Raw genomic sequence first — 15,530 nt, forward strand, 5'->3', positions numbered from 1 at the left:
TGCCCCGAGCACGTAATTGCCCATGCGTTTCGATCTTGAGCCGCCTTCGAGCACCGCGGCTGCCCATCGCATCGGTGTGCTGCTGATCAATCTCGGCACGCCCGACGCCCCGACACCGCGTGCGGTGCGGCGCTACCTGGCCGAATTCCTGTCGGATCCGCGGGTCGTCGAGATTCCGCAGGCCGTCTGGCAGGTGCTGCTGCGCACGCTGATCCTGCCGCTGCGCGGCCGCGCGTCCGCGAAGAAATACGCGGCGGTCTGGATGCCCGAGGGCTCGCCGCTGCGCGTGTACACGGAGCGCCAGACCGACAGCGTGCGGCATCTGCTCACGTCGAACGGCTATCACGTGATGGTCGACTACGCGATGCGCTACGGCAGCCCGAACATTTCGCACGCGCTCGCGCAGTTCAAGCGTGCGGGCGTCGAGCGCGTGCTGCTGATGCCGATGTATCCGCAATACTCGGCGTCGACCACGGCCACGGCCTTCGACGCCGCATTCGACGCGCTCGCGCGCATGCGCAACCAGCCCGAGGTGCGCACGGTGCGGCACTACGCCGACCATCCGGCCTATATCCATGCGCTGGCCGAGCAGGTGCGCCAGTATTGGGCGCAGCACGGCCGGCCCGACTTCGCGGCCGGCGACAAGCTCGTGCTGAGCTTCCACGGCGTGCCGAAGCGCACGCTCGACCTCGGCGACCCCTATCACGACCAGTGCCAGCAGACGGGTGCGTTGCTGATGGCCGCGCTCGGGCTGTCGACGACCGAATGCCGTGTCACGTTCCAGTCGCGTTTCGGCAAGGCCGAATGGTTGCAGCCTTACACCGCGCCGACGCTGCGCGAGTTTGGCGAGGCCGGCGTGCGGCGGGCCGACGTGTTCTGTCCCGGTTTCACGGCCGACTGCCTGGAGACGATCGAGGAGATCGGCATGGAAGTGCGTGACGAATTCCTCGCCGGCGGCGGCAAGGCGTTCCACCGCATTCCGTGCCTGAATGGCGCGTCCGCGTGGATCGGTGCGCTCGGCGAGATCGTCGCCGAGAATCTGCAGGGCTGGCCGGTCAGGGCCGCACAGCCCGAAACGGTGGGTTGAGATGAAACGACCCCCACGCTCACTTCGTTCACTGCCCCCCGAGGGGGCGGTCAGCCTCCTTGGGGCGGCCCGGCGGAGGCTGCGATGAATTACAAGATTTCGACCGAACCGGGCGCGAAGCTGCGCATCGACAAATGGCTGTGGGCGGCCCGGTTCTTCAAGACGCGCTCGCTCGCGACCGATGCGGTCGACAAGGGGCACGTGACGATTGGCGGCGCGGCGGTCAAGCCGGCGAAGGACGTGCGCGTGGGCGACGAGGTCGAGATTGCGATCGACGGCATCGTCTGGCACATTGCCGTGCTCGGCGTGTGCGACGTGCGCGGGCCGGCGAGCGTCGCGCAGACGCTTTATGCGGAAACGGAAGCGGGGCGGGCCGCACGGCTCGCCGAACTGGAGCGGCGCCGCACGTATCGTGAGCCGGCAGCCGAATTGCACGGCCGGCCGACGAAGCGCGACCGGCGCATCATCGACAGATTTTCTGGTGGGAGCTGAACATCTGGTCGAACGTCGCCCGCGCGCTTCCGTATTCGGTCGTGCGGTCGGTGACGGCTCCCGACAGGCAGATGGTGGTGGTGCCGGCAATGAGTACCAGCGCGACCACCGAGATCGCAAACGTCAGTTTCATGGTACTCCCCTCGAGAAGAAGGGTGAAAACGGCGCCAGGTGGATGTCAGGCGGCGGTCAGCTAGGGGTAAACATGCTTTTCCGACGCTTGAGTGGAGTGTAGTGCAGCGGGCCTGTGCCAAGCTAGTACTTGCCAGGTAAGCGTTGTTACCGCCCGTTTCGCCCGATCTGGCGGACTATGCGGCCGATGCCCCGGCGTGACGCGCGGTTGTTTCGCGGTATTGGAGAATGCCGGCGGATAACCCTCTTGAAATCGCAGTTTTCACCCTTATTTGCACCAGCAATGTGCGGTGCCACCGGATATACGGTCCGGCGGTTGCCGATTTGGCTTCAACCTCTAATCGACTTTCAGCGACATGGAAAACACGCAAGAGAACCCGGCATCCCAATCGGCCGAAGATATCGGCAGCGAGAAGCAGGCGGCGCAAGGCGCTGCTCCCGCCGCCGAAGCAGCCGACGCGGCGCTCGCGGAGGCTCAAGCCAAGGTCGCCGAGCTGCAGGAGAGCTTCCTGCGGGCGAAGGCCGAGACCGAGAACGTCCGCCGCCGCGCGCAGGACGACGTCTCGAAGGCACACAAGTTCGCGATCGAGAGCTTTGCGGAGCACCTGCTGCCCGTGCTGGACAGCCTGGAAGCGGCCGTCAACGATACATCCGGCGACATCACGAAGGTGCGCGAAGGCGTCGAGCTGACGCTGCGCCAGCTGACGAGCGCGCTCGAGAAGGGCCGCGTCGTCGCGCTGAACCCGGTCGGCGAGAAGTTCGATCCGCACCAGCACCAGGCCATTTCGATGGTGCCGGCCGACCAGGAGCCGAATACCGTCGTCACCGTGCTGCAAAAGGGCTACACGATCGCCGACCGCGTGCTGCGTCCGGCGCTCGTCACCGTCGCGCAGCCGAAGTAAGGCCGTCGCGATGCTGCCAGCCGGCGTCGATCCGGCCGCGTTCGACGCGTTCGACATGCAGGCGCTGGACGCCGGCACGTTCGACGCGGCGATCGACGGCGCGGGTGATGCGCTCGCGGTGGTGTTCTTCTGGGGCGTCGACTGCTTCAACTGCGAGATCGCGAAGAAGGCGATGCTCGCCCAGCCCGACGCGATCCGCGCGCTGGTCCTGAAGTGGTTCCATTGCAACGTGTACGAACACCACCAGCTGGGGCGCCGCTTCGGGCTGCACGGCGTGCCGACATGGTTCTTCTTCCACCGCGGCAGGCGGCTCGGCCGCGCGACGGGCTGGCATGGCCTCGCGCAGTTCCAGGCAGCGGTGTCGGCGGCACGCGCGAAGATCGCTGCTGCAGGCGGCGATCCGCTAGCCGGCGGCGATTGAAAAAATTTAATATCCGCATCGATCGTCGGGTCTTGAAAACGGATCGGACGGACGCATTTCGGGAACAGAGTTGAATTCTGGCGCGCGAAACTGCCCCAAAACGCGGGGTTTTGCGCAGCAAACAAGCATTTCTGGAGATTAGGAAAAATGGGAAAGATCATCGGTATTGACCTCGGCACCACGAACTCGTGCGTTGCCATCATGGAAGGCAACCAGGTCAAGGTCATCGAGAACTCGGAAGGCGCGCGCACCACGCCGTCGATCATCGCCTACATGGACGACAACGAAGTGCTCGTCGGTGCGCCGGCCAAGCGTCAGTCGGTGACCAACCCGAAGAACACGCTGTTCGCGGTGAAGCGCCTGATCGGCCGCCGCTTCGAAGAGAAGGAAGTCCAGAAGGACATCGGCCTGATGCCGTACACCATCATCAAGGCCGACAACGGCGATGCATGGGTCGAAGCGCACGGCGAAAAGCTCGCGCCGCCGCAGGTTTCGGCGGAAGTGCTGCGCAAGATGAAGAAGACGGCCGAAGACTACCTCGGCGAGCCGGTCACGGAAGCCGTGATCACGGTGCCGGCGTACTTCAACGACAGCCAGCGCCAGGCAACCAAGGACGCCGGCCGCATCGCGGGCCTCGAAGTCAAGCGGATCATCAACGAGCCGACCGCGGCTGCGCTCGCGTTCGGCCTCGACAAGGCCGAGAAGGGCGACCGCAAGATCGCCGTGTATGACCTCGGCGGCGGTACGTTCGACGTGTCGATCATCGAAATCGCGGACGTCGACGGTGAAATGCAGTTCGAAGTGCTGTCGACCAACGGCGACACGTTCCTCGGCGGCGAAGACTTCGACCAGCGCATCATCGATTACATCATCGGCGAGTTCAAGAAGGAGCAGGGCGTCGACCTGTCGAAGGACGTGCTCGCGCTGCAGCGCCTGAAGGAAGCCGCTGAAAAGGCGAAGATCGAGCTGTCGTCGAGCCAGCAGACCGAAATCAACCTGCCGTACATCACGGCGGACGCGTCGGGCCCGAAGCACTTGAACCTGAAGATCACCCGCGCGAAGCTGGAAGCGCTGGTGGAAGACCTCGTCGAGCGCACGATCGAACCGTGCCGCATCGCGATCAAGGACGCAGGCGTCAAGGTGTCGGACATCGACGACGTGATCCTGGTCGGCGGCCAGACGCGTATGCCGAAGGTGCTGGAGAAGGTGAAGGAGTTCTTCGGCAAGGATCCGCGCCGTGACGTGAACCCGGACGAAGCCGTCGCAGTCGGCGCGGCGATCCAGGGCCAGGTCCTGTCGGGCGACCGCAAGGACGTGCTGCTGCTCGACGTGACCCCGCTGTCGCTCGGCATCGAGACGCTCGGCGGCGTGATGACGAAGATGATCAGCAAGAACACGACGATCCCGACGAAGCACGCTCAGGTGTACTCGACGGCGGACGACAACCAGGGCGCCGTGACGATCAAGGTGTTCCAGGGTGAACGCGAAATGGCAGCCGGCAACAAGCTGCTCGGCGAGTTCAACCTCGAAGGCATCCCGCCGGCACCGCGCGGCGTGCCGCAGATCGAAGTGACCTTCGACATCGACGCGAACGGCATCCTGCACGTCGGCGCGAAGGACAAGGCGACCGGCAAGGAAAACAAGATCACGATCAAGGCGAACTCGGGTCTGTCCGAGGCTGAAATCGACCAGATGATCAAGGACGCGGAAGCGAACGCAGCGGAAGATCACAAGCTGCGCGAGCTGGCTGATTCGCGCAACCAGGGCGACGCGCTGGTCCACAGCACGAAGAAGGCGCTGACCGAGTACGGCGACAAGCTGGACGCGGGCGAGAAGGAAGCCATCGAAGCGTCGCTGAAGTCGCTCGAGGAAGCGCTGAAGGACGCGTCGGCCGACAAGGCTGCGATCGACGCGAAGGTCGAGGAGCTCGGCAAGGTGTCGCAGAAGCTCGGCGAAAAGATGTACGCCGACATGCAGGCTCAACAAGCAGGTGCGGCCGGCGCAGCGGGTGCAGCGGAAGGCGCGGCCCACGCGGGTGGCGCGCAGCAGGCTGCCGACGATGTCGTCGACGCCGAGTTCAAGGAAGTGAAGAAGGACTAAGCCGGGTTGCCCCGGTGCCGCACGCCGCGCGCGCAACCCGCGCGCGGCGCGGCTGACGGGTTGGCTGACAAGCGGTCTGTCTTTCCTTCCGGATGGCCGGATCGACTCCACGCCTGGCGGGCTTCGCGGCCCTCCGGGCACATTTGTTTTTTGGCGGGTGCTGCACGAGCCGTCCGCGGACGGGCGCAGCGCCAGACGAGTCGAGAGACTTTACTGCAGGCGAAAGGAGCCGTCGCGTGCGCGATGCGTGGCGGCACAGTGAATCGATATGGCGAAACGGGATTACTACGAGGTTCTGGGCGTCGCGAAGAATGCGAGCGACGACGAAATCAAGAAGGCGTATCGCAAGCTTGCGATGAAGTATCACCCTGACCGCAATCCGGACAGCAAGGATGCGGAAGAGCATTTCAAGGAGGCGAAGGAAGCCTACGAAATGCTGTCGGATGGCCAGAAGCGGGCAGCGTACGACCAGTACGGCCACGCGGGCGTCGATCCGAACATGGGCGGTGCGGGCGCACAGGGCTTCGGCGGCTTCGCGGACGCGTTCGGCGACATCTTCGGCGACATCTTCGGCCAGGCCGCGGGCGGCGCCGCGCGCGGCGGCCGCGGCGGCCCGCAGGTGTATCGCGGTGCCGACCTGCGCTACAGCATGGAAATCACGCTCGAGCAGGCCGCACACGGCTACGACACGCAGATCCGCGTGCCGAGCTGGGTATCGTGCGAGGTCTGCCACGGGTCGGGCGCGAAGCCCGGCACGAAGCCGGAAACCTGCCCGACCTGTCACGGCCAGGGCACGGTGCGCATGTCGCAGGGCTTCTTCAGCATCCAGCAGACCTGCCCGAAGTGCCATGGCACGGGCACCTACATCCCCGAGCCGTGCGTGCATTGCCACGGGTCGGGCAAGGTGAAGGAAACCAAGACGCTCGAAGTGAAGATCCCGGCCGGGATCGACGACGGGATGCGGATCCGCTCGGCCGGCAACGGCGAGCCGGGCATCAACGGCGGGCCGCCGGGCGACCTGTACGTCGAGATCCACATCAAGCCGCACTCGGTGTTCGAGCGCGACGGCGACGATCTCCACTGCCAGATGCCGATCCCGTTCACGACCGCCGCGCTCGGCGGCGAGATCGAGGTGCCGACGCTGGCCGGTCGTGCGTCGTTCCCGGTGCCGGAAGGCACGCAGTCGGGCAAGACGTTCCGCCTGCGCGGCAAGGGCATCAAGGGGCTGCGTTCGAGCATCGCGGGCGATCTGTACGTCCACGTGCAGGTCGAGACGCCGGTGAAGCTGACCGACAACCAGCGCGACCTGCTCAAGCAGTTCGAGAAATCGCTGGCCGAGGGCGGCGCGCGTCACAGCCCGCAGAGCAAGAGCTGGTTCGATCGTGTGAAGAGCTTCTTCGAGTAACTCGAGTAACAGCATGACTGAAGGCAACGAGAGCGCGTCGTTCGCGCTCTTGGACGATTGCGACTCGACCGCGCTCGCGCGGTCGAGTCGTTTGTATTCGGGGTTCGTGCGCGAACGCGTGTGCACGGATCCGGCTCGGCTCGACGAGGTCGACGCGGCCGTGGCGCAGGATCTGCGCGACGGGCTGCATGCGGTCGTCGTCGGCGATTACGAATTCGGACGCAACCTGCAACGAGCGCAGCCGGGCCATGCCCCGCTGCGCTTTTTGCTGTATGCGCGCTGCGAGCGCCTGTCGTGCGACGAAGTCGACGCGTGGCTCGCGCAGCAGGACGGCGGCGGCACGCCGTCGATTGCGGGCGTCGCGCATGTCGGGAAGAGTGTGTCGCGCGATGCGTTCGACGCGGCGATCGCCGCGGTGCACGACGCGCTGTGCGCGGGCGATTCGTATCAGGTCAACTACACGTACCGGCTGAACTTCGACGTGTTCGGCACGCCGCTCGCGCTGTACCGGCGGCTGCGTGCGCGCCAGCCTGTGCGCTACGGCGCGCTGATCGCATTGCCCGACGGTCCGTGGGTCGTGTCGTGCTCGCCCGAGCTGTTCGTCGAGAAGCACGGCGACGTGCTGCGCGCGCGGCCGATGAAGGGCACCGCGCCCCGTTCGGCCGACCCGCGCGACGATGCGGCGGCGGCCACGTTCCTCGCGAACGACCCGAAGAACCGCGCGGAAAACGTGATGATCGTCGACCTGCTGCGCAACGACGTGTCGCGGATCGCGCGCACCGGCACGGTCCGCGTGCCGGCGCTGTTCTCCGTCGAGCCGTATGCGTCGGTGTGGCAGATGACGTCGACGGTCGAGGCCGGCTGGCGCGACGGGACGACGTTCGCGCAGATGCTGCGTGCGCTGTTTCCGTGCGGATCGATCACGGGCGCGCCGAAGCACAAGACGATGGAACTGATCGACGCGATCGAGTCGACGCCGCGCGGGCTCTATACGGGCGCGATCGGCTGGCTTGACGCTGCGACGCAAGGCGCCGATTCCGACGCGCCGGGAGATCGCCGGGCTGGTTGCGGCGATTTCTGCCTGTCGGTCGCGATCCGTACGCTGACGCTCGAGGCTGCCAGCGAAGGTGACGACAGCGCCGGCGTGGCCGATGCCGAAGCACGCCGTCCGGCAACGGTAATTGCTGGCCGGCGCCGCGGCACGATGGGCGTCGGCGCGGGCATCGTGCTCGACAGTGTCGCGGCCGACGAATATGCGGAGTGCGAATTGAAAGCACGATTCCTGACGGACGCCGATCCCGGCTTCCAGCTGTTCGAAACGACCGCCGCCACGCGTGCGGACGGCATCCGGCATCTCGATCGCCATCTTGCGCGGCTGCAGCGTAGCGCGGATGCGTTCGGCTTTCGCTTCGACGCCGATGCGTTGCGTCGCGAGATCGACGCGCGGTGCGCGGCGCTCGACGGCGACGGCGCTTACCGGATGAAGCTCGCGCTCGCGAAGGACGGCACGATCGAGATCATCGCGGCACCGCTCAAGCCGCTGCCGGCGGGCCCGGTCGGCGTGCTGCTGGCGTCCGCGCACGGCTTCGCACCGACCCATGCGGGCGATGCGCTGCTGCTGCACAAGACCACGCGCCGCGCCGAATACGATCGTGCTTGGCAGGCGGCGGAGGCGCTTGGCGGCTTCGACATGCTGTTCGTCAACGAGCGCGGCGAGGTGACGGAAGGCGGGCGCTCGAACCTGTTCGTGAAGCTCGACGGCCAGTGGGTGACGCCGCCGCTCGAGTCCGGCGTGCTGCCGGGCGTGATGCGCGGCGTGCTGCTCGACGATCGTGCGTTCGGCGCGACGGAGCGGGTCGTGACCCGCGACGATCTCGCGCGTGCGGAGGCGCTGCTGCTGACCAACGCGCTGCGCGGCGCGCTCGACGCGGTACTGAAGTAACCGGCGGATAATCGACCGCCGCCGGCAGCGTGAGAAAGAAAAAACGCGGCGCCCCGCAAAGGGCGCCGCGTTTTTTCATCGAGGCGCCGGCGAACGCATTGCCGGCACCACGCCGGACGTCAGAACGAATGCTCGGGGCCGGGGAACGAACCGTCCTTCACCGCGCGCACGTACGCTTCGACGGCCGCCTGGATGTTCGGCTCGCCCTGCATGAAATCCTTCACGAAGCGCGGCCGCTTGCCGGGGAACACGCCGAGCATGTCGTGCAGCACGAGCACCTGGCCCGAGCAGTCGGCGCCTGCGCCGATGCCGATCGTCGGCACGCGCAGCATCTGCGTGACTTCGGATCCGATCAGCGTCGGCACGGCTTCGAGCAGGACGACCTGCGCCCCGGCCGCTTCGACCGCGCGCGCGTCGCGCAGCAGTTGCGCGGCACCGGCCTCGGTCTTGCCCTGCACCTTGAAGCCGCCGAACGCGTGCACCGACTGCGGCGTGAGGCCCACGTGCGCACACACGGGCACCGCGCGCTCGACGAGGAAGCGGATCGTCTCGGCGAGCCATTCGCCGCCTTCGAGCTTGACCATCTGCGCGCCGGCGCGCATCAGCTTGACGCTGCTGGCGAATGCCTCGGCCGGCGTGCCGTACGTGCCGAACGGCAGGTCGGCCATGATCAGCGCGCGCGGCTGCGCGCGGGCGACACAGGCGGTGTGATACGCGATGTCGTCGAGCGACACGGGCAGCGTGGTCGTGTGGCCCTGCAGCACGTTGCCGAGCGAATCACCGATCAGCAGCACGTCGACGCCCGAACGGTCGAGCAGTGCGGAAAAGCTCGCGTCGTAGCAGGTGAGCATCGCGATCTTCTCGCCGGCGTCGCGCATTGCCTGCAGCTTGGGCACCGTGACGGCAGGCCGGCTCGATTCCTGGAGATAGGTCATGGGAAATCCGGTTCGAATGGGGGTGGAACGACAGGCGAGGACGCGTCAGCGCGTCGTCTCGCCCTTGACGAAGAATTCCTTGCGGCCGCGCATCGTCTCGATGCGCTCGACCAGCAGGGCGAGATCTTCGGGGGAATCCAGCGGATTCAGGTGTTCCGCGGCGACTGTCAGCACCGGCGTGCGGTCGTAGTGGTAGAAGAATTCGTTGTACGCGTCGACGAGCGAGCGCAGGTACGCATCGCTGATCTGCAGCTCCATCGGCAGCCCGCGCTTCTGGATGCGCGAGAACAGCACTTCGGGGCTCGCCTGCAGGTAGACGACGAGGTCGGGCGACGGTGCCTGCGGCACATCCACGTGCGTCGCGACCGAGCGGTAGAGCTGCCACTCGTCTTCCGGCAGGTTCAGCCGCGCGAAGATGTCGTTCTTCTGCGGCATGAAATCGGCGATGACCGGGCGGCCCGTGTCGAGCGCACCGATCAGTTCGCGTGCCTGATGCGCGCGCTGCAGCGCGAACGACAGCTGCACGGGCAGCGCGTAGCGTGCGGTGTCGCGATAGAAGCGTTCGAGGAACGGGTTGTCCTGCGGGCGCTCGAGCAGCGTCTGCATCGACCAGCGTTCGCCGAGCAGGCGCGCGAGCGTCGTCTTGCCCACGCCGATCGGGCCTTCGATCACGAGATAGCGGTGCGGGGCGCGCAGGTCGGGCGCGGTGACGGTAAGGGGAGTCGGGGTCATCGGCAGCGGTTCTTGTCGGCGTCTTCGCTGGCAGCGAGCGCCTTCTGCATCAGGCACTGGCAGGTCTGCACCTTCTCGACCCGCTGGTCTGCGACGGCGGCGAGGAAGGCGTCGGCACGGCCGCGCGCGGGGATGTCGAGTGCCGGCTCGATCTCGACGAGCGGCACGAGTGCAAACGCACGGTCGGTGAGGCGTGGATGCGGGACGATCAGGTCGGGCTCGTCGATCGAATCGTCGCCGAACAGCAGGATGTCGAGATCGAGTGTGCGCGGCGCGTTGCGATACGGGCGCTCGCGGCCGAAGTGATGTTCGATCTTCTGGCACAGCGCGAGCAGCTCGCGGGCCGACAGCGTCGTGTCGAGCTTGACGACGCAGTTGTAGTAGTCGCCGCCGCCCGCTTCGAAGGGCGCCGTGCGATACAGGCTCGATTTGCCGAGGATCGAGATGGTGCGCTGCTGCGCAAGGCACACCACCGCGTCCTTCAGGGTCTGGCGCGCATCGCCGAGATTCGCCCCCAGTCCGATATATGCAACCGTCATGGCATCACTTCCTACGTCGTTCGCCGGCGAGCGCGTCAGTCGTCGGAACCGCTCGCGGTATCGCCCGAGGCGTCCGGTGCCTGCTCGGCGGCACCTTCACCCGGCTTGCGGTTTCGCACGCCGCCGCGGCGGCGCCGCTTGCGGGGCGATTTTTCCTTCGTGCCGCCCTGCGTGAGCAATGCCTCGCGAGCGGCCGCGTCGCCTTCGATGAAATCCGTCCACCACTGTCCGACTTCCGCATCGAGCTCGCCGGATTCGCAGCGTAACAGGAGGAAATCATACCCCGCTCTAAACCTTTGGTGTTCCAGCAGCCGCATCGCGCTGCGGCCCGAGCGTTTCTCGAGGCGCAGCTGCAGGCCCCAGATCTCGCGCATGTCGGCCGAATAACGCTTGTGGATCGCGAGTTTCTCGGTCTGCATGTCGAGCACGTCGTCCATCGCGCGATGGAGCGCCGGCACCGGGATTTCGCCTTCGGCCGTGTATTGCTCGAAGCGCTGGCGCATGTCGTGCCACAGCAGCGTCGCGAACAGGAAGCCGGGTGATACCGTCTTGCCGGCGCGCACGCGTGCATCGGTGTTGCTCAGCGCGAGCGTGATGAACTTCTCGCCCTGAGGCTGTTCGAGCACGACGTCGAGCAGCGGCAGCAGGCCGTGGTGCAGGCCTTCCTTGCGCAGCCGCGTCAGGCACGCGAGTGCGTGGCCCGACAGCAGCAGCTTCAGCATTTCGTCGAACAGGCGCGCGGCCGGCACGTTGTTGATCAGGTCGGCGAGCGCGTTGATCGGCTCGCGCGTGTGCGGCTCGATCTCGAAACCGAGCTTGGCTGCAAAGCGTACGACGCGCAGCATCCGCACCGGATCCTCGCGGAAGCGCGTGGCCGGATCGCCGATCATCCGCAACAGACGGGCGCGCACGTCGGCCATCCCGTCGTGGTAGTCGAGCACCGTCTGCGTCGACGGGTCGTAGTACATCGCGTTGATCGTGAAGTCGCGGCGTGCAGCGTCTTCGTGCTGCTCGCCCCACACGTTGTCGCGCAGCACGCGGCCGCTCGCGTCCACCGCATGCGTGCGGCGATCGAGTTCGTCGCGCTTCAGGCGCTTCGGCGGCTCGGCAGCGGCCGCCTCGGGCGGCGCGTCGACCAGCGCGCGGAACGTCGACACCTCGATCAGCTCCTGGCCGAACTGCACGTGGACGATCTGGAAGCGGCGGCCGATCAGGCGCGCGCGGCGGAACAGGCGCTGCACCTCGGTCGGCGTTGCGTCGGTCGCGACGTCGAAGTCCTTCGGCGCGATGCCGAGCAGCAGGTCGCGCACCGCACCGCCGACGATGAAGGCACGGAAGCCCGCCTGCTGCAGCGTGTCGGTCACGCGCACGGCATTCTTCGAGATCAGCGCCGGGTTGATGCCGTGCACGCTGGCCGGCACGACGGTCGGTTCATGGTTGCTGCGCGGTTTCTTCGCGCCGCCGCCGCGGGCGCCCTTCGGGGCGCGCGAGGTAGCAGGGGCCGCTTCGTCGGCCGGGGCCGTTGCGGGAGACGTTTGCTCGGTTTCGTCCTGGCCGAGCAGCTTGCGGATGAATTTTTTGATCACGACGTTCAGAAGAGATCGAGGATGCGCCAGCCGCGGTTGCTTGCATGCGCACGCAGCGTGTCGTCAGGGTTGGTCGCGATCGGGTCGGTGACTTTCTCGAGCAACGGAATGTCGTTGTGCGAGTCGCTGTAGAAATAGGTGTGCGTGAAGTCGCTCCATTGCTTGCCGAGCGATGCGAGCCACGCTTCGGTCCGCACGATCTTGCCTTCGCGATAGCTCGGCGTGCCGGTCGGTCGGCCAGTGTACGGCGAATCGGGATGCCCGTCGGTCGTTTCGACCTCGCAGGCGATCAGCGTGTCGACGCCGAACGCGGAGGCGATCGGGCGCGTGATGAATTCGTTGGTCGCCGTCACGACGCAGCACAGGTCGCCCGCATCGAGGTGCTTGCGCACGAGCTCGAGCGCGGCGGGTGTCATGGCGGGGCGGATCACCTCGTGCATGTACTGCTCGTGCCATTCGGCCAGCTGCGCGCGCGAATACTTCGCGAGCGGCGTGATCATCGCCGTGAGGTACGCGTGGATGTCGAGCTTGCCGGCCTTGTAGTCGGCGAAGAACTGATCGTTCTGACGCGAGAAGCTTTCCGCGTCGACGATGCCGAGCTTCACCATGAAGCGGCCCCATTCGTGGTCGCTATCGGTCGGGATCAGCGTGTGATCGAGGTCAAAGAGTGCCAGATTAGTCATGGAAGCGCATTTTACTCGAAGCGGTTCGGGCCCGTGCCCGGTGGGGTGATGTCGTCGCCGGGACGCGCCAGCATGCGGCGCAGCAACGGCAGCGTGACGGCGCGTTTCTGCTCGAGCGAAAAGCGGTCGAGCGCGTCGAGCAGCGCCATCAGGCTCGGCATGTCGCGGCGGAAATGGGTCAGCAGGTAGGCGGCGATGTCGTCGGTGAGCGCGATCCCGCGCTCCTTCGCCGCGAGCTTGAGCACGGCGATCTTGCCGGCGTCGGACGGCGGCGACAGGTGGAACACGAGCCCCCAGCCGAGGCGCGTGCGGAGATCCTCGCGCACGTCGAGCGCGAGCGGCGCCGCGGGGCCCGCCGCGACGAACGCGCTCGACGGGTGCGCGCGCACTTCGTTGAACAGGTTGAACAGCGCGACCTGCTGCGTGTCGCTCATCCGGTCGCAGTCGTCGATCGCGTAGATGCCGATGCGCGGATCGAACGTGAACGCGCCGAGCGGGCTCTGCGGCGTCAGGTAGCGCGCATAGCCGTACGACGCGTCGCTCACGAGCGCTTGCAGCAGATGGGTGCGGCCGCAGCCGGGCTCGCCCCAGATGTAGAACGACCGATCCGGCACGGGGCCCGCCGCGAGCGCGAGGTCGAGCTTCTGCAGGCGCGAGATGAGCTCGTCGTTCTCCTCGTTCATGATGAAGTTGTCGAACGTGGCGGGCGGCGGCGTGCCGAGATCGAGCGTCAGTTGACGAGACACAACAGTCACAATGCGGGTCGGTTGAAAATACGCGCGCCGTACGCCGGGCACGCGCCGGGGCTTGCGTCTTCACGGGCTTCACGCGCGGCCGCACGCACGGCGCCACGCCGGTTTCGGCGCGGTTCGCTCGGCGATGAAAACGGGGACGTGTTGACCAAGATGCAATCCCTGACGATTCGGTGCTGGGAATTCCGGCCAACGGGCCGGCTTCGGGTAAAATCGCATTTTACCGACCTTCTCGCATTCCCCCATGAATCCTCCGAAATCCGCTCCCGACGCTCAGGGTCTGTCCTATCGTGACGCAGGTGTCGACATCGACGCAGGCGACGCACTCATCGACAAGATCAAGCCTTTTGCGAAGAAAACCCTGCGCGACGGCGTGCTCGGCGGCATCGGCGGGTTCGGCGCGCTGTTCGAAGTGCCGAAGAAGTACAAGGAGCCCGTGCTCGTATCGGGCACCGACGGCGTGGGCACCAAGCTCAAGCTGGCATTTCATCTGAACAAACACGACACCGTCGGCCAGGATCTCGTCGCGATGAGCGTGAACGATATCCTCGTGCAGGGCGCCGAGCCGCTGTTCTTCCTCGACTACTTCGCGTGCGGCAAGCTCGACGTCGACACCGCTGCAACGGTCGTCAAGGGCATCGCGCAGGGTTGCGAACTGTCGGGCTGCGCGCTGATCGGCGGTGAAACGGCCGAAATGCCGGGCATGTACCCGGACGGCGAATACGACCTGGCCGGCTTCGCGGTCGGCGCGGTCGAGAAGAGCAAGATCATCGACGGCAGCACGATCGCCGAAGGCGACGTGGTGCTGGGCCTCGCATCGAGCGGCATCCACTCGAACGGCTTCTCGCTCGTGCGCAAGATCATCGAGCGCGCGAACCCCGACCTGTCGGCCGATTTCCATGGACGTTCGCTGGCCGACGCGCTGATGGCGCCGACCCGCATCTACGTGAAGCCGCTGCTCGCGCTGATGCAGAAGCTGTCGGTGAAGGGCATGGCGCACATCACGGGCGGCGGTCTTGTCGAGAACATTCCGCGCGTGCTGCGCGAAGGCCTCACCGCCGAGCTCGACCAGAACGCGTGGCCGCTGCCGCCGCTGTTCAAGTGGCTGCAGGAGCACGGCGGTGTCGCCGATGCGGAAATGCACCGCGTGTTCAACTGCGGCATCGGCATGGCCGTGATCGTTTCGGCGGCCGATGCCGACGCAGCGATCGCCGACCTGACCGCCGCCGGCGAACAGGTGTGGAAGATCGGCACCGTGCGTGCGACCCGCGAAGGCGAGGCGCAGACGGTCGTGGTCTGACGCACTGCCTGCAGCAGATGCAGCAAGGAAAGCCGCCCGGAGTCGATCCGGGCGGCTTTTTTTTCGGGCGCCGCGTGGCGTACGGGCGCGCGCCGATGAAGGAGGGACGACGATGACCGAAGACGAACACGCGATCCGCGAGCTCGTGGACAACTGGTTCGTGTCGAGCCGGCGTGGCGACCTGGCGACGGTGCTCGACCTGATCGCCGACGACGCGATCTTCATGGTGGCCGGCAAGCCGCCGTTCGACAAGGCGGCGTTTGCGGCCGCGTCGCGCGACGCGAACGCCGGGGGCGGCAACGCGCCGAAGATCGACGGCCGTTACCGGATCGACGAGCTGCGCGTGCTGGGCGACTGGGCGTACATGCGCAATTTCATCGAGATCGAGGCAACCTCGCCGGGCGGCGAGACGATCCGCCGGTCGGGCCATACGCTGACGATCTTCCGCAAGGCCGACGGCCGCTGGCAGCTCGTGCGCGACGCGAATCTGGTGACGCTCGCGCAGTGAGCGCGACGGTGCGC

At 66.6% G+C, this 15,530-nt stretch carries 16 protein-coding genes; 9 read left to right on the forward strand and 7 right to left on the reverse strand.

What is annotated here, in order from left to right; translation table 11 throughout:
- Nucleotides 1-22: 22 nt before the first annotated feature.
- Together hemH and CFB82_RS03915 are read left to right on the forward strand one after the other, a co-directional pair.
- Entirely contained in the window at nucleotides 23-1,087 is a 1,065-nt protein-coding gene (hemH, locus tag CFB82_RS03910; protein ID WP_069247191.1) for a ferrochelatase, read from the forward strand.
- 84 nt (nucleotides 1,088-1,171) lie between these two features.
- A complete protein-coding gene (locus CFB82_RS03915; RefSeq protein ID WP_089483470.1) occupies nucleotides 1,172-1,579 on the forward strand; it encodes an RNA-binding S4 domain-containing protein in 408 nt (135 codons plus the stop codon).
- On the opposite strand, the gene CFB82_RS43115 is transcribed toward CFB82_RS03915, so the two are convergent.
- Nucleotides 1,551-1,712 carry a hypothetical protein gene (locus CFB82_RS43115; RefSeq protein ID WP_006476841.1) on the reverse strand — a complete coding sequence of 54 codons (162 nt, stop codon included), beginning with the start codon at nucleotides 1,710-1,712 and terminating at the stop codon, nucleotides 1,551-1,553. The two genes, CFB82_RS03915 and CFB82_RS43115, sit on opposite strands and share 29 nt — an antisense overlap.
- A 355-nt stretch (nucleotides 1,713-2,067) precedes the next feature.
- On the opposite strand from CFB82_RS43115, the gene grpE reads away from it, so the two are divergent.
- From grpE to CFB82_RS03950, 5 genes are all read left to right on the forward strand, one after another.
- Nucleotides 2,068-2,613 carry a nucleotide exchange factor GrpE gene (gene grpE, locus CFB82_RS03925; RefSeq protein WP_069247193.1) on the forward strand — a complete coding sequence of 182 codons (546 nt, stop codon included), beginning with the start codon at nucleotides 2,068-2,070 and terminating at the stop codon, nucleotides 2,611-2,613.
- A gap of 10 nt (nucleotides 2,614-2,623) precedes the next feature.
- The gene (locus tag CFB82_RS03930) at nucleotides 2,624-3,034 is read left to right on the forward strand and encodes a thioredoxin family protein (protein ID WP_089483471.1); all 411 of its coding nucleotides are present in this window, start codon (nucleotides 2,624-2,626) and stop codon (nucleotides 3,032-3,034) included.
- A 147-nt stretch (nucleotides 3,035-3,181) separates the two neighbouring features.
- Nucleotides 3,182-5,134 (forward strand): molecular chaperone DnaK, encoded by a 1,953-nt coding sequence (dnaK, locus tag CFB82_RS03935; RefSeq protein ID WP_069247195.1) that lies wholly within the window; start codon nucleotides 3,182-3,184, stop codon nucleotides 5,132-5,134.
- A gap of 268 nt (nucleotides 5,135-5,402) precedes the next feature.
- A complete protein-coding gene (gene dnaJ / locus CFB82_RS03945; RefSeq protein WP_069247196.1) occupies nucleotides 5,403-6,539 on the forward strand; it encodes a molecular chaperone DnaJ in 1,137 nt (378 codons plus the stop codon).
- A 13-nt stretch (nucleotides 6,540-6,552) separates the two neighbouring features.
- On the forward strand, nucleotides 6,553-8,481 hold the full coding sequence (locus CFB82_RS03950) for a chorismate-binding protein (RefSeq protein ID WP_089483472.1): 1,929 nt from the start codon (nucleotides 6,553-6,555) through the stop codon (nucleotides 8,479-8,481).
- A gap of 119 nt (nucleotides 8,482-8,600) precedes the next feature.
- On the opposite strand, the gene panB is transcribed toward CFB82_RS03950, so the two are convergent.
- Genes panB through hda form a run of 6 tightly spaced genes read right to left on the reverse strand, consistent with a single transcriptional unit; the run spans nucleotide 8,601 to nucleotide 13,702 of the window.
- Nucleotides 8,601-9,416, reverse strand: a complete 816-nt coding sequence (panB, locus tag CFB82_RS03955) for a 3-methyl-2-oxobutanoate hydroxymethyltransferase (RefSeq protein ID WP_069247198.1) — start codon at nucleotides 9,414-9,416, stop codon at nucleotides 8,601-8,603.
- Between the two features lie 45 nt (nucleotides 9,417-9,461).
- Nucleotides 9,462-10,148: a deoxynucleoside kinase gene (locus CFB82_RS03960; RefSeq protein WP_089483473.1), complete on the reverse strand. Its 687-nt coding sequence runs from the start codon at nucleotides 10,146-10,148 to the stop codon at nucleotides 9,462-9,464.
- Nucleotides 10,145-10,687, reverse strand: coding sequence for a 2-amino-4-hydroxy-6-hydroxymethyldihydropteridine diphosphokinase (folK, locus tag CFB82_RS03965; protein WP_069247200.1), 543 nt, complete (start codon nucleotides 10,685-10,687; stop codon nucleotides 10,145-10,147). The genes CFB82_RS03960 and folK overlap by 4 nt, the downstream gene beginning before the upstream one ends.
- 35 nt (nucleotides 10,688-10,722) lie before the next feature.
- Nucleotides 10,723-12,273: a polynucleotide adenylyltransferase PcnB gene (gene pcnB / locus CFB82_RS03970; RefSeq protein ID WP_089483474.1), complete on the reverse strand. Its 1,551-nt coding sequence runs from the start codon at nucleotides 12,271-12,273 to the stop codon at nucleotides 10,723-10,725.
- Between the two features lie 5 nt (nucleotides 12,274-12,278).
- Nucleotides 12,279-12,956 (reverse strand): HAD family hydrolase, encoded by a 678-nt coding sequence (locus tag CFB82_RS03975; RefSeq protein WP_089483475.1) that lies wholly within the window; start codon nucleotides 12,954-12,956, stop codon nucleotides 12,279-12,281.
- Between the two features lie 11 nt (nucleotides 12,957-12,967).
- Complete coding sequence (hda, locus tag CFB82_RS03980; RefSeq protein ID WP_006484992.1) at nucleotides 12,968-13,702, reverse strand: DnaA regulatory inactivator Hda; 735 nt, start codon at nucleotides 13,700-13,702, stop codon at nucleotides 12,968-12,970.
- A 250-nt stretch (nucleotides 13,703-13,952) separates the two neighbouring features.
- Between hda and purM the strand changes: the two genes are divergently transcribed.
- Both purM and CFB82_RS03990 read left to right on the forward strand, forming a co-directional pair.
- On the forward strand, nucleotides 13,953-15,008 hold the full coding sequence (gene purM / locus CFB82_RS03985; protein ID WP_006484927.1) for a phosphoribosylformylglycinamidine cyclo-ligase: 1,056 nt from the start codon (nucleotides 13,953-13,955) through the stop codon (nucleotides 15,006-15,008).
- A 112-nt stretch (nucleotides 15,009-15,120) separates the two neighbouring features.
- Nucleotides 15,121-15,516 (forward strand): YybH family protein, encoded by a 396-nt coding sequence (locus CFB82_RS03990; RefSeq protein WP_089483476.1) that lies wholly within the window; start codon nucleotides 15,121-15,123, stop codon nucleotides 15,514-15,516.
- Nucleotides 15,517-15,530: the final 14 nt, after the last annotated feature.

It is taken from the genome of Burkholderia sp. HI2714 (assembly GCF_002223085.1).
Lineage (GTDB): Bacteria > Pseudomonadota > Gammaproteobacteria > Burkholderiales > Burkholderiaceae > Burkholderia > Burkholderia lata_D.